The 20,234-nt window shown below is 50.0% G+C and carries 24 protein-coding genes; 9 read left to right on the plus strand and 15 right to left on the minus strand.

The genetic code is table 11. From position 1 onward, the window contains the following. Positions 1 to 13 precede the first annotated feature (13 nt). From AC5JLP_RS24515 to AC5JLP_RS24555, 9 genes are all read right to left on the minus strand, one after another. The gene (locus AC5JLP_RS24515; RefSeq protein ID WP_496070450.1) at positions 14 to 223 is read right to left on the minus strand and encodes a helix-turn-helix domain-containing protein; all 210 of its coding nucleotides are present in this window, start codon (positions 221 to 223) and stop codon (positions 14 to 16) included. Continuing rightward, on the minus strand, positions 210 to 581 hold the full coding sequence (locus tag AC5JLP_RS24520; protein ID WP_496070451.1) for a hypothetical protein: 372 nt from the start codon (positions 579 to 581) through the stop codon (positions 210 to 212). The genes AC5JLP_RS24515 and AC5JLP_RS24520 overlap by 14 nt, the downstream gene beginning before the upstream one ends. Then, the gene (locus AC5JLP_RS24525; protein ID WP_496070452.1) at positions 578 to 970 is read right to left on the minus strand and encodes a hypothetical protein; all 393 of its coding nucleotides are present in this window, start codon (positions 968 to 970) and stop codon (positions 578 to 580) included. Before AC5JLP_RS24525 ends, AC5JLP_RS24520 begins: the two co-directional genes overlap by 4 nt. 16 nt (positions 971 to 986) lie before the next feature. Next, on the minus strand, positions 987 to 1,319 hold the full coding sequence (locus tag AC5JLP_RS24530; RefSeq protein ID WP_496070453.1) for a hypothetical protein: 333 nt from the start codon (positions 1,317 to 1,319) through the stop codon (positions 987 to 989). Then, positions 1,316 to 1,621 carry a hypothetical protein gene (locus tag AC5JLP_RS24535; protein WP_496070454.1) on the minus strand — a complete coding sequence of 102 codons (306 nt, stop codon included), beginning with the start codon at positions 1,619 to 1,621 and terminating at the stop codon, positions 1,316 to 1,318. Before AC5JLP_RS24535 ends, AC5JLP_RS24530 begins: the two co-directional genes overlap by 4 nt. Before the next feature lie 287 nt (positions 1,622 to 1,908). Then, positions 1,909 to 2,097 carry a hypothetical protein gene (locus tag AC5JLP_RS24540; protein WP_496070455.1) on the minus strand — a complete coding sequence of 63 codons (189 nt, stop codon included), beginning with the start codon at positions 2,095 to 2,097 and terminating at the stop codon, positions 1,909 to 1,911. 14 nt (positions 2,098 to 2,111) lie between these two features. Further along, the gene (locus AC5JLP_RS24545) at positions 2,112 to 2,414 is read right to left on the minus strand and encodes a hypothetical protein (RefSeq protein ID WP_496070456.1); all 303 of its coding nucleotides are present in this window, start codon (positions 2,412 to 2,414) and stop codon (positions 2,112 to 2,114) included. A gap of 1 nt (position 2,415) precedes the next feature. Then, complete coding sequence (locus AC5JLP_RS24550; RefSeq protein ID WP_496070457.1) at positions 2,416 to 2,640, minus strand: hypothetical protein; 225 nt, start codon at positions 2,638 to 2,640, stop codon at positions 2,416 to 2,418. Positions 2,641 to 2,755: 115 nt separating this feature from the next. Next, positions 2,756 to 3,079, minus strand: a complete 324-nt coding sequence (locus AC5JLP_RS24555; protein WP_496070458.1) for a hypothetical protein — start codon at positions 3,077 to 3,079, stop codon at positions 2,756 to 2,758. A 168-nt stretch (positions 3,080 to 3,247) separates the two neighbouring features. Here AC5JLP_RS24555 and AC5JLP_RS24560 point away from each other — a divergent pair, with 168 nt between their 5' ends. The 9 genes from AC5JLP_RS24560 (at position 3,248) to AC5JLP_RS24600 (ending at position 10,248) form a co-directional block, all read left to right on the plus strand. Next, complete coding sequence (locus AC5JLP_RS24560; protein ID WP_496070459.1) at positions 3,248 to 3,370, plus strand: hypothetical protein; 123 nt, start codon at positions 3,248 to 3,250, stop codon at positions 3,368 to 3,370. Next, positions 3,352 to 3,510 carry a hypothetical protein gene (locus AC5JLP_RS24565; protein WP_496070460.1) on the plus strand — a complete coding sequence of 53 codons (159 nt, stop codon included), beginning with the start codon at positions 3,352 to 3,354 and terminating at the stop codon, positions 3,508 to 3,510. Before AC5JLP_RS24560 ends, AC5JLP_RS24565 begins: the two co-directional genes overlap by 19 nt. 51 nt (positions 3,511 to 3,561) lie before the next feature. Continuing rightward, on the plus strand, positions 3,562 to 3,837 hold the full coding sequence (locus AC5JLP_RS24570) for a hypothetical protein (RefSeq protein WP_496070461.1): 276 nt from the start codon (positions 3,562 to 3,564) through the stop codon (positions 3,835 to 3,837). A 164-nt stretch (positions 3,838 to 4,001) separates the two neighbouring features. Beyond that, positions 4,002 to 4,199, plus strand: coding sequence for a hypothetical protein (locus AC5JLP_RS24575; protein ID WP_496070462.1), 198 nt, complete (start codon positions 4,002 to 4,004; stop codon positions 4,197 to 4,199). A 35-nt stretch (positions 4,200 to 4,234) separates the two neighbouring features. After that, complete coding sequence (locus AC5JLP_RS24580; RefSeq protein ID WP_496070463.1) at positions 4,235 to 7,252, plus strand: hypothetical protein; 3,018 nt, start codon at positions 4,235 to 4,237, stop codon at positions 7,250 to 7,252. 3 nt (positions 7,253 to 7,255) lie between these two features. After that, on the plus strand, positions 7,256 to 7,573 hold the full coding sequence (locus AC5JLP_RS24585; RefSeq protein WP_496070464.1) for a hypothetical protein: 318 nt from the start codon (positions 7,256 to 7,258) through the stop codon (positions 7,571 to 7,573). Next, positions 7,573 to 8,379: a LamG-like jellyroll fold domain-containing protein gene (locus AC5JLP_RS24590; RefSeq protein ID WP_496070465.1), complete on the plus strand. Its 807-nt coding sequence runs from the start codon at positions 7,573 to 7,575 to the stop codon at positions 8,377 to 8,379. Before AC5JLP_RS24585 ends, AC5JLP_RS24590 begins: the two co-directional genes overlap by 1 nt. Before the next feature lies 1 nt (position 8,380). Next, the gene (locus AC5JLP_RS24595) at positions 8,381 to 9,403 is read left to right on the plus strand and encodes an acyltransferase family protein (protein WP_496070466.1); all 1,023 of its coding nucleotides are present in this window, start codon (positions 8,381 to 8,383) and stop codon (positions 9,401 to 9,403) included. Next, positions 9,394 to 10,248, plus strand: a complete 855-nt coding sequence (locus AC5JLP_RS24600) for a hypothetical protein (protein WP_496070467.1) — start codon at positions 9,394 to 9,396, stop codon at positions 10,246 to 10,248. Before AC5JLP_RS24595 ends, AC5JLP_RS24600 begins: the two co-directional genes overlap by 10 nt. Here the strand turns inward: AC5JLP_RS24600 and AC5JLP_RS24605 are convergent. The 6 genes from AC5JLP_RS24605 to AC5JLP_RS24630 all read right to left on the minus strand — a co-directional run bounded on the left by AC5JLP_RS24605 (position 10,245) and on the right by AC5JLP_RS24630 (position 20,218). Beyond that, positions 10,245 to 12,638 (minus strand): hypothetical protein, encoded by a 2,394-nt coding sequence (locus AC5JLP_RS24605; protein ID WP_496070468.1) that lies wholly within the window; start codon positions 12,636 to 12,638, stop codon positions 10,245 to 10,247. The genes AC5JLP_RS24600 and AC5JLP_RS24605 overlap by 4 nt on opposite strands. Further along, on the minus strand, positions 12,638 to 13,159 hold the full coding sequence (locus tag AC5JLP_RS24610; protein WP_496070469.1) for a hypothetical protein: 522 nt from the start codon (positions 13,157 to 13,159) through the stop codon (positions 12,638 to 12,640). Before AC5JLP_RS24610 ends, AC5JLP_RS24605 begins: the two co-directional genes overlap by 1 nt. Beyond that, entirely contained in the window at positions 13,159 to 17,445 is a 4,287-nt protein-coding gene (locus tag AC5JLP_RS24615; protein ID WP_496070470.1) for a hypothetical protein, read from the minus strand. Before AC5JLP_RS24615 ends, AC5JLP_RS24610 begins: the two co-directional genes overlap by 1 nt. A gap of 294 nt (positions 17,446 to 17,739) precedes the next feature. After that, entirely contained in the window at positions 17,740 to 18,846 is a 1,107-nt protein-coding gene (locus AC5JLP_RS24620; RefSeq protein ID WP_496070471.1) for a zinc ribbon domain-containing protein, read from the minus strand. Beyond that, entirely contained in the window at positions 18,846 to 19,442 is a 597-nt protein-coding gene (locus AC5JLP_RS24625) for an IS607 family transposase (protein ID WP_496070472.1), read from the minus strand. Before AC5JLP_RS24625 ends, AC5JLP_RS24620 begins: the two co-directional genes overlap by 1 nt. Positions 19,443 to 19,588: 146 nt before the next feature. Further along, positions 19,589 to 20,218, minus strand: a complete 630-nt coding sequence (locus AC5JLP_RS24630) for a hypothetical protein (RefSeq protein ID WP_496070473.1) — start codon at positions 20,216 to 20,218, stop codon at positions 19,589 to 19,591. Positions 20,219 to 20,234: the final 16 nt, after the last annotated feature.

The following is a 20,234-nucleotide window of genomic DNA, read 5'->3' on the forward strand; positions in this document are numbered from 1 at the left end:
TCGCCCATCCTTCCTACCCCACTGTTTCTTGTGTTCGCACCCAAAGCAAAGCAGCTTCTGTCCTGTTTCGCACGTCCAGTTTGTCGTAGATAGTGTGGGCATATGAGTCGATCGTGCGTACTGCCAGTCCAAGCCGGATCGCAATCTCAGGATTACTCAGTCCCAGGCTGAGCAAAGACCATACCTCATGCTCTCGTGGTGTCAGTGGCTCAAGGTCGATCATTGGCTACTGTTTTATCTGTTCGACTGGTCTTCTGTACAGTCATTCCTTGCTGATATTCAGCCATCAGTCTCTTTGTTTCAGCAACCACGTCTGGATGAATAGATGGTAGTTTTAACTTGTGTGTGGCTATTGCAATGGCAATAAACCAGGCTTCGCTATCGTCCTCTTCAGCGTCTACATTCTCATCTTGGAAAACGAAGGCAATAATTTGATCAAGTGCTTGCCCCAGTCCATCTAAAATTTTCTGAGAGACACGGTAATGCCACCACTTCCAAAACTTCCATGTTTGACCAATTACAAGTGCTAAAGGGAAAGTGAGCCAAGCTCGGAGGTAAACACCGGGCGATCTTTTTGTCATTTTCGCCTCTTGAATAAATGACACGTTGAAGGTATTGCACCCATTGGGACATATGCTAAACCCCAAACTTGAGCAGTTAAAACCAGCCTTGCTCCAAATTGATACCTTAACGTCTTGAAAATACTTCTAACGTCTGCTTCAAAACGTCGATAGACATAACTTGGCAAAGGCAAATCTGTGCGACAAACAGTGACAGTATTATCAAACCAATCACGGCTAACAACTTCTAAGCGCCAAGGGTTAAGATGCTGAACGCAGTCCCATTCTCTGTGATCAAGCCTTACTACTCCTCGTGGATCACCATGCCATTCGCATCTTGAAAGATACATACCGTTAGTTAATGGATTGCGATCGTACTTCAGCTCAATCCAAGGCTCTGCTTCAGTCATTATTTTTTTCATTTTGTTACGGCTTTGCCTTCTTCTGCACCGTTACCGCGATCGCCCCTCCAGTACCCACAGCAGGCACGACGATCGACAGCAATTGCCCGATCGTGTCAGGGCTTAACCCGAACTTGAGCGAACTGTTGTCGCTTTTGTATTCCCAAGTGAACCCAGCCAACGCCCCGATCGCCAGTGCTCCACCTAAAGCCAGCGAAGCGCTTAGCAATTTCAGGCGGATGTCTAGCTGTTGTTCTAGCCCTTGTACTCGGTTCTGCAAGTCGGCGATCGTCTCTTCTTGATTGCTCTGGCTCCTCATTTGAGAAGTGGCGAGATCGGGCTTCAGGTGTTCAGTCATAGCTGTTCACTTCCTTGGGCTTCAAAGGTTTGAAGATCGCCAACAGTTAGTGCCCATCTCCAGACGATAATCTGAAAACCGTAGTAAGTGCCTTCTTCAAAATCGCGATCTACAATGGCTACATTAAATATTTGGTGCTGCTTTGACCCATCTTTGCAATAGACAAACCATAGCCCGTCGTCAGACCATTTAGAGTGAATGATGAATCGCTTAAATAGAACCATTTTCAACTCCGACTGGTGGATCATCACCGGGATGGCAATGGCAGCAACGGCAAAGGCGATCGCAACAGTCCAACTCATATCTCACCACATCTTGTGTTTTTGGGTTCTGTCAGTTAGCGATGTTGCGATGTGCAGTCGAGAACTATCTATGACTTCACGATGATAAAGCTCCCACAAGATGTGGTTAAAGAGCGGTTTCCATATAGGATACGTCAAACGCAGAAGAGGCTTACGCCAATACTGGTATGGGTTGTAACAAAAAACATGCTTACAAATTTCTTGAGACTGCTGCTCATTAATAGCTTGCATTGTTAAACTCCTGTAAATTAAAACAAACGGCGGCTCATCTCATAGCGGTAATTTACTCAATCGAGTTTTGCCTGGATAAAACAATCTTTTGCTTCAAGCAACTTCCGCATCCCTGCTGATTTTTCAGCGCCATCAGGCAATGTTGTATCCATTAATCTGGCTAAATCAGCGATCGGTCTGCTTACATCTTGCAAGTGCTGTGGCAGGTGGTCATAGACGAAATATTTGTCAACAATGGCTACCAATGTTGTTCCTCCAATTAAACATCCTTACTGATCATGTTGTCAGGCAAAGCCTTGTCACCCTGAGCGGCAATTGTGGCAGCACCCATCATGGCCGCGATCGCATCTGCGTCACTGATGTCAGCTTGATCCACGGCTTCAGCAGACAGCCTGAGTTGTTCAGCTTGGGGCAGATACGCCTGAAGGTGAGCCACAACCGTCTCAAGTGCTTCTACTCGCCCTTCTAAGTGGTCGTGCATCCCTGCCAGTGCTGCTAGTTGCTGTTCTAGAAGGGTAAGGCGATCGTGCGCTAAAGCCGCATTCGGTTCGTTCAAAGGCATGCTATTGCCCTCCCTGTGGCGGCTCGTAAGGCGCGTAATTACCTTGAGGTGGTCGGTAAGTTGGAGCCGTTGGAGGCTTCTGAGTAAACCAGGAAAAGACGCTGCCCAAAACACCCGCGATCGGGATCGTCATGTGTGGCGCTACACCAAAGCCGGCTAGCGTACCAGAAACGGAAGCACCCACGCCAGAAATAGTTGTAATCACATCGAGAGTCGGTTGACGCATGACTTTCAAGAAGGGAGTAGTACACCCATATTTTGCCCTACTGTCAACAAAAGGGGGCGATCGAGTACCCGATCTCCCCAGCATCATTCATGCTTCAATCTGTTTCCAAAATACGTCATGCGGACGGAGTCGCTGCTTCCAGGTAGGTGATCAACTCCTGAATTTGCCCCTCCTCTTCCACATCTTGCTGCTTCACCACTGCTAAATCAGCCTTGGCGGTCTCGGCTTCTGCCTTGGCTGTTGCCGCCTCTTGCAACAGGGCTTGAATGCGTTCTTCAGTCTCAGCAGGTAGCGCTGCTGTATCGGCTGGCTTTTGTTTGAGATCAGCGTTCTCTGCCTTCAGCGCTACGTTTTCCTCCTGGTACTCTGCTAGGGATGCGATCGCGGCTTTCAAGCGACTCACGATCCCATCAATCAATTCTTTAAGTCTTGCAAGCATTGTACTGATTCCATTAGTACAGGACGACTCTATTAAGCCATGAAAAACCCGTCGCGGCATTTACACGAGGGGAAAGAGTGACTTCGATCGTCCCAGACAATAGAACTCAATATAGAACTTCTGTATTAGCTCAATATAGTTGCTCAACTTGGTTTCGCATCGCCGTAATTGCCACCTTTGCTGACGGTCACGCTGGGCACCACGCCGCCGCTGGCAATACCACCACCTGTGCTGATTAATTTAGCGCTGAGCGATCCGTTAGCTGGTATGCCGTGTCGCTGGGTGAGCTAACGGAAGCGCAAGCCCTGGTCGCCAACCGCTCTGCTGACCCTCGCGCCCGCATCGGCAGCGGCATGGGGAGCTACGGTCTAGCCCCGGCACTGGCAGCACAACTGCGGAGCGCCGTCCGCCAGGTATGGCTGCAAGCTTGACAATTTTGAGCCACGAAGACACAATCGGGCTGTAAGCACCAATTGATCGCCATGCTTGTTGACGCGGCTTCGCTCTATTTTGGCTACTTTGACCGCCCCAACCAGGACGCTCCGACTTATGATCCGGGCATGGCGGGCGGGAAGTGTCTGCTTTGTGGTAATCCGCTAGCGCGCCCGGTCAAGACCATCAGCCTCATGCGGGATGGTGATTCTCGCTCCTATTTCTACCGGGCACATAAAGCCTGTTACGAAGGCGCGGACGCAGCGACCATTACCCAGTACGAATCAGCGCTCATTGATGCTCCCCTGAGCAGTGAGCCGCTTTAACCTTTTTGCACCATGACCAATACTTTTTGATGACCCGCTGGCTGACGACCCAGAGCCTAGTGCGATCTTTTCGCTGAGCGATGCGGACGCGCTGGCGGCATCGCTGAGTTATATAGGTCAATATTTGTATATGGAAATCGATTTTAGCAAAGAGGCGTTTAGTAATGGCTAATACAGCAGATGACGCATTACTGAAGGCGCTGCAAGACTACCGCGATCGCGTCACTGTACAGGTAGAGACAATTGCCTCCGATGCGCGACAAAACGGGACATTTCTTGCCGCGTCTTTGCAGGGACGGCAACAGTTCACGGTGCCTGTGTTGGACTCATCGGTGAGTAGAAGTTCAGGCACAATCGGTTAGCCAAGGCATAATGAGAGTAGTTTGTCAACGCTTCTATGACTGCTGTTTACGCCACCCTTCGATCGCAAGCCTCTAACATCACCTTCAGTGCCGTTTCCGGTGGTTCCCTCACTGGTAGCGGCACTTTGTATTTCTGTGCCCAACTGCGATCGCGCGCTGGCTTAAACTTACCTACTACACCCGTTAGTGTCAGCTATACCGCAGGGCAACGCATTGCCGTGACGATCGCGTCTTCTGCTATTTCAGCAGTCGAAGCGGGGTCAGCCCATGCCGTTGTGATTAGTGCAGCGACAACGAATGATGTCACCCAAATGGTCAAGTTGGGGTCATTCAGTTTGCTTCAGTCTGATCAGATAACACAAGTGACGCTGCCACAGACGTTCTACTTGTCCACCCCTGCTCAGATTGCCCTGGCTCAAGCGATCGCCACTCAAGCTTCTCTGCCAACGGGTAGTGATTTGCTTCAGGGAATGGTGCGACAAATTACGGCACCGACCGGGGGAGTAGCAGCAGGCTATTACAAATACGAGCCAAATGCGACGAGTGGCGCGATCGCGGCTTCTCCTAACGGGTACTGGGTTAGCTCTTACCCCTGGATCGATGCGCCCAACGGTTTTACGACATACATTGGTATCAGCACGGACAACCCTGGAGGATGCGACTATCCTTTGCAGGCGGTAGGCAGCGATGCTCTGTTGTTACCTGCTTACAACCCAGTAGCAGGTGCCAGCACACCACTGAGAATAGCCATTGAAAACGGGCTGACTGAGGATGGTGGAAACAGTGTTGAGGCGCTTTCGCCAATTGGCATGATCGTGCTTGCTAACGGGGTCAATTTATCAGCAGCATTTAGTGGCGCGATCGATGTCACTTATCTGGGTTTGGCGCGTAAGTCCACCGGGACGCTGGACACTTCCGATCCAAATGTGGGAGTCAACAAAACCGTAACGCTCTTTGCGGGCGCTGCCAATGCTCAGCAGAACGCCCAGGGCAACTCAACACTGAGTAGCTATGCCTCAACTAACCTGACCTTTCCGCAAGCAGTGCCGCGCGGCTATTTTGCGCTGTTCACGGTGCGCTTCAATGCTCAAGCAAACAAAGTTAGCCAGTTTATCAATGGTGAAGATATCACGCTTTATCTGGATGCTGTGGGTGACGTGGGTGAGTATTCAGCCCTAGCAGAAGCGATCGGGGATACCGTTCTGCGATACTCTGACTTGCCGAATGATGGTTACCTGCGGGTGCTACCTGCGGCCAACTCGATCGTCTCTCAACCTGGTCTGGGCGTTTTCCAGGGGTATATTGCCAGACGGGCAGGGACACGATCGGCTTCACTTTCTGTGGCAGACACCGCAGGGCAAAAGGTAGCGATCGCGGGTACCAGCAACGGTCAAATTATTGTTCGTCAACCGTCAGACACGCTACTACCCACTGAAGCGCTACGAACCAAAGTCAGCACCTCCCCAGGAACAGCAGACGCTACGGCGACGGGGGCAGCGTTCAGCAGCGCAATCAGTGTCGGTACGTCCGGCACGCTTAATATTGCGTTGACATATCCGACAAGCATTCGGGCAAATTACCCGGATGAGATCGCAGGCACCACAGCCCCTTACAATGTGCCCCGGCTCAAGGTCTACCTGAAGGTGGGCGGGGTGATCACTGAGCAATCAGTGTTGATCACAGTAACACCGGGCGGCGGTACGCAGAACATTGTTGTTAGCGCTAACTCTGGCTCTACAGTAGGCACTCTGCCAACAAACGCTGATCCTGCTTTCTGCTTGTTCAACGCACCTTCAGCATCGGGCAGTGCCGGGACGGGCGGCAGTCTGGCAGCGGGCAGCTATCAATATGCGGTAGTGCCACACTTCCCTACCGGGAATATGCAGGCGACAGCGCTTAGCCACAAAGTCAGTGATGGCTGTGTCCCTGAGATTCTGACTGATTTAGCAACGGCGATCGGTGGGGCAAAAGGTTACACCACGCTCGCGGCAAGTTTTGTGCAACCAGCAGTCGGTGGCACGGTTATTGCTTATCCTGGCGTGACGGATTTCTTTGGTGTGGGGCAACCTGTCTTTGTCGCGGGTGGGGGTGGTTACACGCTGCAAAGCAAGACTGCAAGCGCGCTCACATTGCTCAGAGCGATCGACAATGGCAGTGCCTATGCAGCGACGGGCGGCACAGTAGCCAGCGGTGGGTTAGTTGTGCCCGGTGGTCAGCCAGGGTTGACGGGTGCAACGGGGTCAATTAATGGGATTGGTTACAGCTTCAGCAATGCGATAACGGGTGCCCCTGCCAGTGGTGGGTTATTGCTCAACAACGCAACACCTGGTAGTGCCACAACGATCAGAGTGTCAGAGAGCGATCGTCTCGCAGCGAGTACTGTCAATTTTCTCAATGCTCTCACTGCTAACAGCTTGTTGCAACTTGCTAGTGATGCCGATAAGAGTGTTTACCACTGGTACACGTATGTTAGCCAAGTGGACAACGGCACAGACAGATCTCTGACCGTTACTTACTTGTTTGGTAACGGGTCGCTGGTGAATGCGTCTAATGTGACGGTGGGACTGGTGCTGGCAGGGGCAACGGGTGCAGCAGGTACGAATGGCGCTAATGGAACAAATGGGACAAACGGTACCAATGGGGTGAATGCCTATACCGCTACTACTGCCAGTTTCACTCAGCCTGCAAGCGGCAGTACTGTTCCAGTGGCGGTTGGCTCAACTGCCTGGATGGTAAATGGAGAGGTTCTGGTCGTTGCCACGGGGGGCTATTACTCTGTCGCGTCTATCACAGACGCGACCCATGTTGTGCTGACCAATCTTGGCTACACAGGCAATGCTTCAACCAGTAGCACGATCGCCTCTGGCTCTGCGATCTCACCGGGGGGCGTTAAAGGGCAAGATGGCACGGGGGCTGGGACTGTCACGAATTTTAGCGCAGGTGATCTCTATCCCTTTTTTACAACCACAGAAGCGACTCCGACAACTACGCCTGCACTGACATTTACGCTGACAAAAGCAGATTTATACAAGTGGAATCTTTTTTACGGATAAGCTATGCCAGTCACCAATAAAGTCAAGACAGTTGTACTTACAACAACCCTCACGACCGCTCTCTTGACGGCTGGAAGTGCTGAAACAATCCGGGTGACTCATATTATTGCGAGTTGCGGTACAACTGCGGGTTCGCTTACGCTTTCACTCAACGACAACTCTGGTAGCGTACTGGCACGTCTCTGGAACGCCAAGGCCATTAACGCTAATGCAAATCTGGAAATATTCGACCTGTTTCTTGAGTCGAACGACGAATTGAGAGGCGGTTACACAACTGCCTCCAGTGCTGAGCTTACAATTTGTTACCAGGTGGAAACCTGATGCCGTTTTATCGCTTGCCAATGGACGGCGTGCCCAACAGGATGCGATCGCCGATCGCTGTAGAAAGCGCAGTTACAGGCATGATTGCTGCTCTAGCAACAACAAACCTTGCTCTGCGTCTTGTTGCCAAAACTGATTACGTCACTTTAGCGAGTGGTGTAGTAACTCAAATTCTGGACATTTCAGGCAATAGCAATACCGCAACACAAAGTAGTAGTGGTGTTCGTCCTGTATGGAACGCTACGGCTGTGGCGGACAGCAAACCCGCGATCGTGTTTGATCGCTCCACTTATCTAGACATTGCCAACTCAAGCTCAATGCAAATTAGTGCGGGCATGACCTATTACGGGGTTGCACGCTATGACAATTTTGCAGACAGTCAGCACAACACCATCATTGAGAAAGGGCCGCATGGTGTAGGGGCGAACTACGTCTTTGGTAAAGGCAACAGCGCACTCAGCAACGCATTGAAGTTTACCTATGTTGATTCAAACTTCAGAGACGTAGTTGAGTCGACTCATTATCAAGGTGCTGACAATACTTTCTATGTTTACTGTGTTGTTGTGAGACAAAGCGCTGGACAGGTGGATTTCTATGTCAATGGAAGCCTGAAATCTACAGTTTCCGACTCTTATGGGCTGGACTATGGAGCCACATCAACAACGGGTGCTCGTATCGGACTAAACAATAGTGATGACGAAGGGTTAGCAGGCGCGATCGCAGAGTTAGTGATTGATCGTGCGGAGCATACCTCAACTGTTGTGAGTAATAACACAACAGCACTACGCGCATATTGGGGCATTTGATTTGCGGTATTCTTTCCTGGACGCAGTTCGAGCTTTGTCAGCACTTTATATTCTTGCCCATCATGCCTACATTTTGCAGTTTGGTGAAGGTGCGACGGGTCAACTGACTGATGCGTTGCTCTACGGACATCTGGGTGTTACCACGTTTATTGTGCTAAGCGGGCTTTGCTTGGGGCTACCGCTGAGACAGAACAAACCGATTTTTTATCGGCAATGGTTCAAACATCGCTGTCAGCGCATCATGCCGCCTTACTATGGGGCGATCGCGGTGATTGGTCTAATCACTGCAACCAAAGCCTCACTGCTGGGCTTTTTTATACCGATTACAATAAATGGTATGTTAGCCAATCTGTTACTGCTTGGGGATGTCTACCCCAACTTGGCAAAGCAGTTCAGCATTACTTTCTGGAGTGTCTGTGTTGAATTTAAAATATACATGTTCTTTCCACTGCTGGTAGCTGCGTGGCGGCGGTGGAACATATTGGGACTTTTAGTATGCTCCACTTTTTGTGCCAGTGTTGCCGCGATCTCTCAAAACCTTTTACAGATACCGCTTGATTATGCTTGCCCTTGGTACGTGATAATTTTTGCTGTTGGCATCGCAATTTCTCAGTCTAATAGCAAGTGCTGGCATCTTGTTTCACTGCTTGGTTTTACCTGTCTAGCGTCACTGCTCTACTGCTTCCCCTACACCCAAACCGGGGCTTTAGAACTATTCAAACCACACCTTCTGCCCATTGATCTTGCATTCGGATTAAGCGTTGGGGCATTGATGGGATGGCTGATTTCTAAAAATTCAAATAGATGGCTTGATTTTAAATTATTTAAATGGTTAGCGGCATGGAGCTACAGCCTCTATCTCATTCACTATCCTTTGTTGAAACAAGTTAACTTTCTGTTGTCACTGGTGGAGGTAAGAGGTTGGCAAGCGATCGCTTTTGAAACCATCCCTGTCCTCGCTTGCTGTTACCTTTTCTCGCTGGTGTTTGAGCGGCGATATGCCATAAAGGAACCATGCCACTAGAAGACGACCTCCCCAAAGCCCTGACTCCGCTCTCGCCGATCAAGCAGGGAAGGTTGCTCACAGCGCGCGGCGGGATGCCTGGTGAGCAAGTTTGGGTTGAAGTGGAAGGATCGCCGATTTCGCAACGACTGACCTGTGCCACCGTAGTCAACTCTGAGCGCGTGACCGTGATTGGAGACAGGGTTTTTTGTGCGTCAGTGCCCAGGACATTACTTTCACGCACGTTAGAGTACAGTCGGTATCGACCGATCGGGGCACCCGTAAAGAACCCTGGCTTTGTTTTCTGGACAGACACTCAATGGCTAGATCCGCAGCTAAGTACAGATGTTTTGTACGAGATCATCAGGCTGTTTAACACAAACACAATTTACGGTTTAAGTGCCAGTGCTACTGGTTTTAATCGAGTACAAAACCTTTTGGGTGTGCCTGCTGTGTCCAGCGCCCTTGCGGCTAAAAATATTCAAATAAAAACAGTAGCAAGCATTGCAGAAGCGGTCGGTAAAGGTCTGTTCCTTCTCGACTTAATGGCTACGTTTACCATCTTCAGCAGTGATGACTTTAATTCCTTGCGTCAGATCGCTCAAACAAATGGATTATTAGTTTCTGGTGAGCGCTTTTCTTGGCTTGCTTACAACAATCGCATCCTACGCGGCATGGGTATAAGAGATGAGGTCACAATCGAAGTACCACCGATCGAGGATTCAGACTTTAGGACGGTGGGTAGATTGCCAAGTCTTTCTTTTCTTGGTAGTGGTAACTGCAAATTCGTCGGTTTGACCGCTTCCGAAATACTTGTGAAGAACGGTTTAGACGATAACGTTTTCGCCTTTTTTGATGTTACCTAAACCTGCAACGGTACTTTTAGTACGGAAACAGGTATCCGTAGATAGCGACCCAGAGTGAGTTGCATCCCCTCACAATCCACGCGCCCAGGACTAAGCTTTTCGCTCCAACTGATGTCAAAGATCACAAACAACTGCCCTTTACGCCACAGCATATCGCCTTCCTGGTAGGCAAGGTTGCGGCGCACGGTTAGATTCACCACTTCACTCCCCTGAGAGTTGACGATCGCCAGATCACATTCTGCTGCCCTCACACCTCTTTGCAACACAGGCGTAGGGTACGATTCACTGCCCTGCTGTGGTTTTAGGTTAGCGTAGCTGCCATACTGCGAGAAGGTATCGCCCAAGTCGCCATAATCTGAACCTTGAACGTTGAGCAGGTACTTGATCTTTTGACTGGCTAAAGTATCACTCGTGTTGCCAAGGTTAAAGGTGAATAATTCAGTTGCCGTGTCCGCCCAGGTATGTGGTGAAGGCTTGCCCAGCTTTTTCTCAGTGATGGATTGCTTCGCCCCCTGCTTATAACCAGTACCCTCACTGTTTTGCGTTGTGGTGGTCAAATCAAAGGCTTCTTTACCCTGGATTGTACTGGTGATATTGACCGTCTTCTGCTGAAAGAAAATTTTACCAGTGGTAATAGGCGGCAATGGCTTAGAGGTTGTCGAAGCTGGATCGGGTGCTGTGGTTTCACTGCGCTCTGTCGTTGTTTCAGTCAAGCAAAAGTAGCTGGGGACTTCGACATCGATCGGGGTGTCCGAAAAAAGGGTGTCCATGCGGGCCAACTCATAGGTGGTGTTCTTCTCCGTAGGAGCGATGATATTAAATTTGTAAGCCGCAATCTGAGCCGTCAGCGCATCGGCGACGGCACCAGAGGCCGTAAGCCGAGACTTAGCCAGTTCAAGCGTCTCTCCGTTCTGCTCCTGCTTTAAGCGACAGGTGCGCGTGCCTGTTTCGGTAATACCTGTCAGATACCCGTATTGGTTGTAGGTAAAGGTCGTCGTCGTGGACTCGATCGGTATCCAGAAAGCAGCGGGGTTAATGGCGCTGTTATAAATTGCTTGTGTGCCCTGACCAGATACACTAGCGATCGCGTACACATCGCTCAACGCAAAGGCAAAACCCCATTTCACTTTGGTGCGGGCAAGCTCCGTATTACTGATAGCGGTGATAAATGATTGCTCTTTCGTGATGCCACCGTTGTCAAACGCTAAGCCACTCTCGCGTAATTCTTTGATTTCCGGTGGCGGGATGCTGGGGTTTTGCACCGGATCGTAGTAAGTGTGTCTGCCCTGCCCTTGCTGAATCTGGCTAAAGTCAAAGTTCAGTACGGTATTCTTGTAAACCTTGACCAGTTGCCGTCCCTGGTAGATGAGTTCTTTTCCTGGCAGCGATGTTTCTGGTTCATTCAAAATATCGGCTTCGCTCAGGTAATGTTGCGTCGTCTGCCCAAAGGTACGCACCTCAACTGTGTTGGGGCTGCTGAGGAATTGAAAGCCATTATCGATTCTGATGTACTCCTGCAAGGCTCCTGCCAGCGTTGTTGTAGCGTTATGCGGTGCATTGGCAGGGATGAAAAATTGGGCACTTGTTCCGGTCAGTGTTAGCCCAGCACGACTGACAATATCAGTGAGCGGTACATATTGAGCCAGCCTACTTGTCACATTGGGAGGTCGCTGCTTGATCGGCTGCGCCATCAAATACTGGTATTTGCCTGTAAACGGAATGGTTACAACCATCCGCCCTTCCGGGTACAGGCTCAGGCTTAACTCTTTGAATTTAGGGGCATTGACCTCTAACCCCATTTGGTAGAACAGCGCGGGTGTGCGATTCCTGAAGGTGTTGATAATTGCTTCTTTGTCGCGGATCAGCGCATAGTAGGCGATTGTAGCTGATGGATGTCCTTCAAAACTGCGCTTGTAAGTGACAACCGCTTCACCGATCGCATTTAGTTGCCCATACAGATCAGGGTAAGGCGGGGGTACATAAGCCGTAGGGATGCGTGTGAGAGGATAACTACCTGCCAACCCAAAGTAGGTGATATGTCCCGGGTTCTCGCCGCTCCTAAGCGTAATGGTGACGCTATTCCCCGCTTGCACATACTCGCCTGACTGTGGGTTGGTCGCATCGACAGCAGGGGTGTAAGGTGCTGCACCAGGAGCAACGATCGTAGTGGGTGTCGTGCCCGCTGGTAGTGTCACCGTCACCACTCCAGCGGTGGGCGTCACAGGCAAACTTCCAGAGGTAGCAAGAATGGCATTACCAGCGGTGTAATCGATCGTCGCTAACTTCGCACCACTGAACGCTGTGCCTGTATTGATGCGCCCCAAAGAAGCCCCACCGCGATCGGGGTAGGGTGTGGAGGGTAGAGAGGAAGCGGCGATCGTCTGCACCATCAGTACTGGATCCGTCGCGTAAACTCCTGGAATGTGACCCGCAACCCGCCCGTACTCAATCGCCGCCCAGTGAAACCACTATTGGCAAACATCAGCGTCCCTGCCTCAACTGCAATCTCAGTAAAGATGCCTTGTCTGACTGTGTACCCCGTTGCATACCGATCGCTCGTCTCCGGTCGCACGTAATCTAATACGGTAATTGCTTGGATTGTTGTCGGGTCAGCGATCGCTGTGTTCATCAGCGTATTGAGAATGTCCTCAATTTCAACGCGACCATCCGCGATCGTCACTTCAAAGCCTATCCGTCGCGTTGGTGAGAGGGCAAAGGGCGAGGTAAAACCATCTTTTACCTCGATTTTACCCTCGCTCAACTTTTTGTAAGAGTTTGGCTGCACGGATAACTGCAACCAATTGTTAACACTGTCAAACAGGTCGCAGGCACCGGGGAGTGAGCCGAAGGAGCCGTAAGCAGTGACGATTGAGGGCGGACAAGGAATGACAATTTGGTTAATTTGCACCATTAATTAACTCTCCCTAGTACGCCGATCAGATTGTCAGTCATGCGTTTAGTAGCAAGGTCAACCACTTGAGAAGCATCAGGCCCCGCGATCGTGTTATTGACCGTTGCTTGAATCGGGCGTGCTTGCCCAGCCTCGATCGTTGCATTCAACTTATCCAAGGTTGACTGTAACTGTGGGCTGTTGTTGTTGCTAGTGATGGGCGCGATCGCGGTCTGCCCTTTGATCAACCCTGACAACTGCTGTTGCAACGCCAGCACCTGTGGCGACGATACAAAAGCTGATGGCGCGGCTAGTGGGTTGAGAATACCCGGTAAACCTAAATTGCCTTGCCCTGTGATGGCAGCTTGGCGGATACGATCGGTGTTAATATCTCCCAGCGATGTCACGCCAAACCCTGAGCCACTTAAGACTTCTTGCTGTAAACGAAACCGAGCTTCCTGCTTGGCCCCGTCATCAGGTAGTGCCTCAATTAATGCCGAGCGTGCTTGCTGGGTTTGAGTGCGTTGGGTGATCTGTAGAGCCTGCTGTTGGGCGGCAGCGGTTTGAGCTTCCACGCGTCCGCGATCGTTTAGTTCAGCACCTTGTAATTGCAGCCCTAGTCCAGCGGCTTGCTTGGCCTGCAGGTTTAATTCAGCGGCTCGAATCGCTTCAGGATTGAGCCTAGCATTAGGATCAGCTTTCGCTTTAGCAAGGTCAGCAGCAGCCTGTGCTTGATCAGCCTGGTTTTGAATCTGACTAATTCTGTTCTGAATTTTTTCGCGTTCCAACGCAGCGGCATTTTGCCTTAGCTGAATGTTTAACGTTTGTTGCTCTAGCTGTTGCTGGCGTTGCAGTGCCGCGAATTTCTGAGCAGCAATTAAGAGAGTGGCTGTTTGTTGATCTTTCTCACTAGCACCTGACTTTTGTAGCAGCGCTAAGGAGCTTTCAGCGAACCCAGTCAGCGCATTTTGTAATCCCTTACGAGCCTCTAGTAGCTTGTTCTGATTCTCTAACGACTTACTGAGCGCATCCTGTAGCTGTAGCTGTGCTTGAAGTGGTTGTACCTGCCCTTCTGCTGCATTCTTAGCAGCTTGTGCTTGTCGATCGAGCCTTTCACTAACGACTCTGAAAAGGGCTTCCTGCTGTTCAATTTCATTTTTGACTAAGCTATCAGCCAATTCAGCCGTTCTAATCCGGCTTGCCCTGATCTTCTGCTGCCTCTCTTCTTCTTTAACCGGGTCAGAAACTTTGGGGAGCTTCTCCAAAGCTGCTGTCTTTTCTTTCTCCAGTTCCAGCTCTTTGGCGATCGTCTGCCGACTGGTTTGTACCCGCAATAACCCTGCTTCTGACTCACGAATTTGACGAGCAGCAATAAGCTGATCAATCTCAGTATTGCGACTGATTTCAGACAGTTTGGCAGCATCTTCAGCTTTTTTCTGGGCGCGTTCGACGATCGCTAGCTTTCGGGACTGAAACTGCTCTTCCGCTGCTTCACGCTTGCTATTAAGTGCCGCCTCTTGCGCGTCGATCGCTTGCTGTCCCGCTTTATCACCTGGCTTAAGCAGACCGCGTTGTCGTTCAAGTTCTTGCTGCTCCAACGCAAGACGGCGTTTGGTGATTGCCAGTGATTCATTGGCAAATGCTTCCTCACTCAGCTTGCCGCTGACGCGCTTACCTTCTAAAATTTTGAGTTCATTATCAGCAGCGGTCTGTTCGGCCTGGGCGCGTTTGCGGTTACCATCCTCAGAGATCGCGCTTCTCTGCCCTTGTAATTCAGCTTCTTCGCGTCGCAGTGCTACCAAACGTGGTGAACTGCGTCCGCCAGTTAGCTCAAGTTCACGCTTAATACCTTCAGCATTCAAGGCCAGTTGTTTATCAAGCTCCTCAGCTTTAGCGACAGTTAGTTGGCGTTCGCCTTCGATTTGGCTCAAGCGCCCCGCTTTAAGGTCGGACTCAATCGTCTTCTCTTTAGTTTTAAGTGTGGCTACTTCTTCGTCAGCGCCTTTCTGCAAAAGGTCTGTCAACGCTTTCTGTGCCGACAACCTAGTCTTCAGTTCTAGTCCCTGGTTGTTTTGCAACGCTTCCAGATTTTTGGCGGCTTCACTTCTGGTAATTCGGCCTGCGTCTAACGCTGTTTGTGTAAATTCTTGTACCCGTTTTGCCGCATCTTCAGCTTTCGCAGGATTCAAAAGATCAGTCTGGGCACCCTTCAAACTTTGGTCGATCAGATCTTTGGTTTTACCTAAATCCTGTAGCGCACGATTACCCAGTCCAACATTAGCCTGACCGCTGAGCAGTTTAGCGCGTTGCTCTAGTAAGGCAATTTGTACTTTGAGGGCATTTGCTTGTTCCTGGTTTGCTGGTTGCAGCGCTTTCAAATCAGCAATTTGTTGTTCGATCGACTGTTTAGTACCAGCGGTCAAGCTTAATAATTGTTTTTTTAGTGCAATTTGTTCTTCGGTAAGCTTGCCGCCATTCTTCTCAATGTCATTGAGTGACTTCAGGCGCTGAGCGTAGTTCAGTGATTCATCAGCTAGCCTATTGGTAGATTCGCTCAGTGTTTCGATCGCGTCATTCACCGCTGCCAACTTGACTGCTTCAAACCCTGTCACAATCAACGCTAACGCAGCGGCTAGGGCGACCAAAGGTGCTGCTGCTAAAGCTGCACTGAGCGCCACGGCCCCTAGACCTGCGGCTGTGGGTGTCAATAGCCCGATCAGGAGTGGTAGCGCTGTAGAAACGGCTGTAATCGCGCCGACAGCGCTACTCACAACCGCAACGACCGCTAAAATTGTTGGTACCAAAGGCGCAACGATCGCGGCTAACAGCCCGATTTGTAGTAATAATCGCCCAATATCCGTACTAGCAAAACTGGCAAAGACTTTGGCGAGTTCGCCCACGATCGACAGCAAAGGCGCGATCGCGGTAGCTGTGGCAACAAAAGCATCAGCGAGGCTATTGAGGATACCGCCTAGCGATTCGCCGCCAGCCTTCAAAACACTGCCCAGTGCTTCTCCTAGTGGTTGTAAAGCTTTAACCAGGATACTGCCTGCGGTTTGCACTTTTTCAGAGATGCCAACTGCGAAATCAGCGACACTGGTCAGCAGCTTTTCAAGTTCTGGCTGAGCTTTCTGGAGGCTGATGAGAATTCGATTCAGTGGTTCAAGGATAGCATCTAGGATCGGTGCCCCCGCTTTCTGCGTGACGACCTCAAAGACCTCTTGCACGTTTGAAGTTAGTCCGGCGAAGCCTCTAGCCGCTAATTCCTGCCCTGCTACTAGCGCCTTTGTGCGTTGGTCAATGTACTCGTACAACCTGCCTTGAGCAATGAGCGATCGCGCCTTTTCGTTATTCAATTCCAGCGTTTTCGCCAGTGTGTTAAAGGTCGGATCGATTTGTAGGTTCGCAATCTGCGCGATGTATGTCTGTGCCTGCCCCAGTGGTAAACCTAGCGTGGTAGCAGAGGCATTGAGTTTGATGGTGACTTTTTCGGCTTGCTCCAGGTTGATACCCAAGGCGTTTGCCTGCTGCGCAACTAGCTTAAACGACTCCACCAGTTCGGAAGACGTGATGCCGCTAAGCTGTAGTGAATCAAGGCGGATTTGATCAATTTGGCGTTGTACTTCTGGTAGGACGGTTTGGATTGCTTTCACCGGATCGGTGACATTCTCGCCACCGATCGACACTTGCTGTACGTTCGCTAGCAGAGCTGACAAACCCAATGTCTGCTCTCTGAGTCTGACGTTTTGACCAATTAGCAAGTTAAACGCTTGTCCGCCAGTTTGTGCTAGTCGTTGGGCGGCATTGGTGGCCTCGTTAAAAGCAAAAGCCACCCCTGCGATCGGTGTTTTAGCTAAATTAGCCAGATCGCCAAGACTACTGAACAACCCCTCCACAGGTTTTGTCTTTTCTTCAAGTGACTGTGTTCTTAACGCTGCTGCTTGCGCTCGTGACTGCGCTGCTGCTGCATTGGCTGTTGCCTGGATCGCCCTTGCCTTTTCCGTTTCCAGCTTCACCGCTTGCTGGTCAACCTGGATCGCTTCTTTCTGTGTTTTCAGTCGTTCAGTTTCGGTTCTTGCTGCCTGTTGACTAGTTTTCTCTTGTTCGGCAGTGGCTTTAGCTAATTGCTGCGCAGCCTTGGCAGTCTCAGCCGCAACTTTCGCCCCTTCCTTCGCTGCTCGATTCTGTTCTGTCGTCTGGTTCAGTTTCTGAAACTCTTGAGCAAGCTGGCGAATGGAGTCGATCGCGCCGCCAAACGTGAACGGGGTAGTGGCGATCGCGTTAATCTGCGTTTGAATTTGACTCAAGGATTCAATTCCTTGAGTCGATATTTGCAAAATAAGATCTAAAGTTCTTGAGCTTGCCAAGCTCGAATTCCCTGTCAAGACTACAATAGACGAGGGAAATTAGAATCTTCTCAATTATGCCCTCTAGATTGCTCTAGAGGGCATAACTTTTACTGCCATAATAAACCGCACCTCAGCGCACCCCGCCTGACCACTACGCACCACAACTTGCCAGGTCATACCAAACCCAACAAACCTCGTCCTACCTGATATCGCCATGCCACAAATATCAGTATGGCTTTTTATAGTCCATGGTTATTCAAAACTTTGGCATCTTGAACTTGGAAGTAAACGGAAACCATAGATTCCCGCCAACCCTAGATATTCAAGATTCTTGGAAGCATTAAAATCAGCATGGTCAGCATGATTGCAATTCACGCACAAGAATCTATCGCCTCTACGGTTTCGCCTGTCCCACTTGCCACAAGCGTAGCAGCGCTGCGAAGTCTTCCAGGGGTCTTTGCGTTGAACCTCAATCCCCTTAACTTCACAATGGCGCTGCAACAAACTTGCAGCATAGGCATACAGCCAATGAGACAACCGCCTGTTAAACCTGCGAGAGAACGTCCCTCGTTTGCCAGATTTAACTTTCTTCAAATCTTCAATGACAAGCACTTTGATCTGAGAGAAATCTATTTGCTTAATCGCCTGACCCAGCCAGGATTTAATCTCTGCTCTGGTGTGTTTTTGGCGCTTTGCAAAGCCTTGAATCAGATGGTACAACTCGGTGCCTACGTTCTGCCCATCCGAGAATACCAATCCATTTTTATAGTTAGAGTCCATCCCCACTACCCGTCCTTCAGTCTTGGGTGTAGGTCGTTTTTTCTCCAGCAGAAGGTCGATAAAAAGTCTGCCTTTCCTCATCCCCAGTCGAATTGTTTGCCGCAAGTTCCAACCATCCGCCAGCTTCTCATTCAGCGGCTTAGTCGATGGAATCGGAACGGTCAACCCTTTGGGAGCGCCAGAGCCAGTGAAGCGAACTGCCCAATTAAAGCCATTCCCTCGAAATGGCTCAACGCTAACGAAGTGATAGAACAATGTCACGACTTGGCGCTGCAAATTGGGCTTACGCTTCTTAATCCTCTTACGCTGACTGGCAACGACTTCACCGCCCTGTTTTGCCAAAGCCTGACTCAATCGAGTCGTCGCCCCGAACCGCTTCACAGCACGGTGAGCGGTAGACAAATCAGCCAGCTTGCCGCGAAAGTCTTGCCGCCGCCAATACAGGTCAACGAAGTACTGCATGATGTCATGGCAGCGATGCAGGAAGGCTTTCAAAACCTCTTGCTTTCCTTGATTCAGGTCATTCAGATAAACCCGATACGACCGAGACATCATTCCTTTGTCACGCCGCGCTGCCATCACTCCGTCTCCTCAATCGCTTTGATTGCAGCCTCAGTCTTTTTACGTCCTCTGCGTTGCCCATACAACCTTGCTGCAAAGCTCGTAATCACAGCTACCAAATCTTCCATCAAATCATGGGTGCAATTATCTGAAAGGTTCACCACTTCGATTTTGAATGGGCAAAGAGACTCAAACCAACGGAATCCAAAGCGGGTTAAGCGGTCTTTATTTTCAATCAGGAGTACGTCAAAGTTTTGGTCTTTCAATAGTTTGTGGAGCTTTTTGCGATCGTCATTCATCCCAGAGGCAAACTCTTTCGTTGTCGAAATGATTTGGTATCCCTTGGCGATGGCGTACCGGGTTAAGCCGTCTACCTGCGAGTCCATTGCCGCTTTATTTTCAGATGACGACTCTCTGGCATATAGGGCGCATTTAACCCCGCTACTGGCAGGGGCTTCACCTAGCTGCTCTGCCAGCCAATATCCAGGAATAAAAACATGCCCTGATTCAGATTTAAGGCTAGGCGCTTTCCCTGCATACACCCACCGTCTGAGTGTCCATGGGTTTACGCCTAGCATCTTTGCCGCTTTAGTAAGCTTGTACCTTTGCTCCATACCTCAAAGTATAGCAAAGAAAGTCAAAGTTATGGAGAATTAGTTATCATGCCAAGTCTTAACTCAGCAAACCCGACCCAACCAGATCTCGTCAAACCGGATTTGACCCTGGCAAACCGTACCGAACCTTGCCAAACCTCAAGTTATCAGTCTAATCCAACTTGAAAACTGGTTACAACAAACCGACCGTAAGTAGGGCGAAAATCAGCAACGCCAATAAGCTTCCCAGCCATTGTCAGAACATCCATGAAGTCTACAGGTCGAATGTACTCAGGGACATTTACCAAAAAACTAATCTCGCACTTCCAGCCGGCTTTAAGCGCTGGTCTTGTTCTTGTTATACCAGCCCTTTGCACAGTTACACGGCACTTGTGTTCGTAGTCCCATGCACTTACACCCAAAGGCGCAAGTGGAGTCAACGCAACAATCCCAGCCTTGTATAAATCCATAGCCGATTTTCGCGGAGATCGTGGGTCTTGCCTGAATTTAGCGGCATTAATTACAGCCATCCTGAAATATTCGCCAGGGATGCACAATATACCTTCATCATCTCGATAAACATAACTTTCGATATTGTCTGATTTTTTGGTTTTAGACCCTTTCGCTGCATTCGCTTTTGCCTCTACCTCTTCACAATTCCAGCGATGAAATAGAATATCAGCCACGCCTTCAAGCTTGACAGTAGCAATATATGGCTGACAAAGCTCCAATACTTCAAGCGCCCCATTCGTAACTTCAGGGCCAACCGCTGTCGCAACAATACCGTTTTTGACCATTGAAAACCTCGCAATT

Source organism: Stenomitos rutilans (assembly GCF_059505485.1).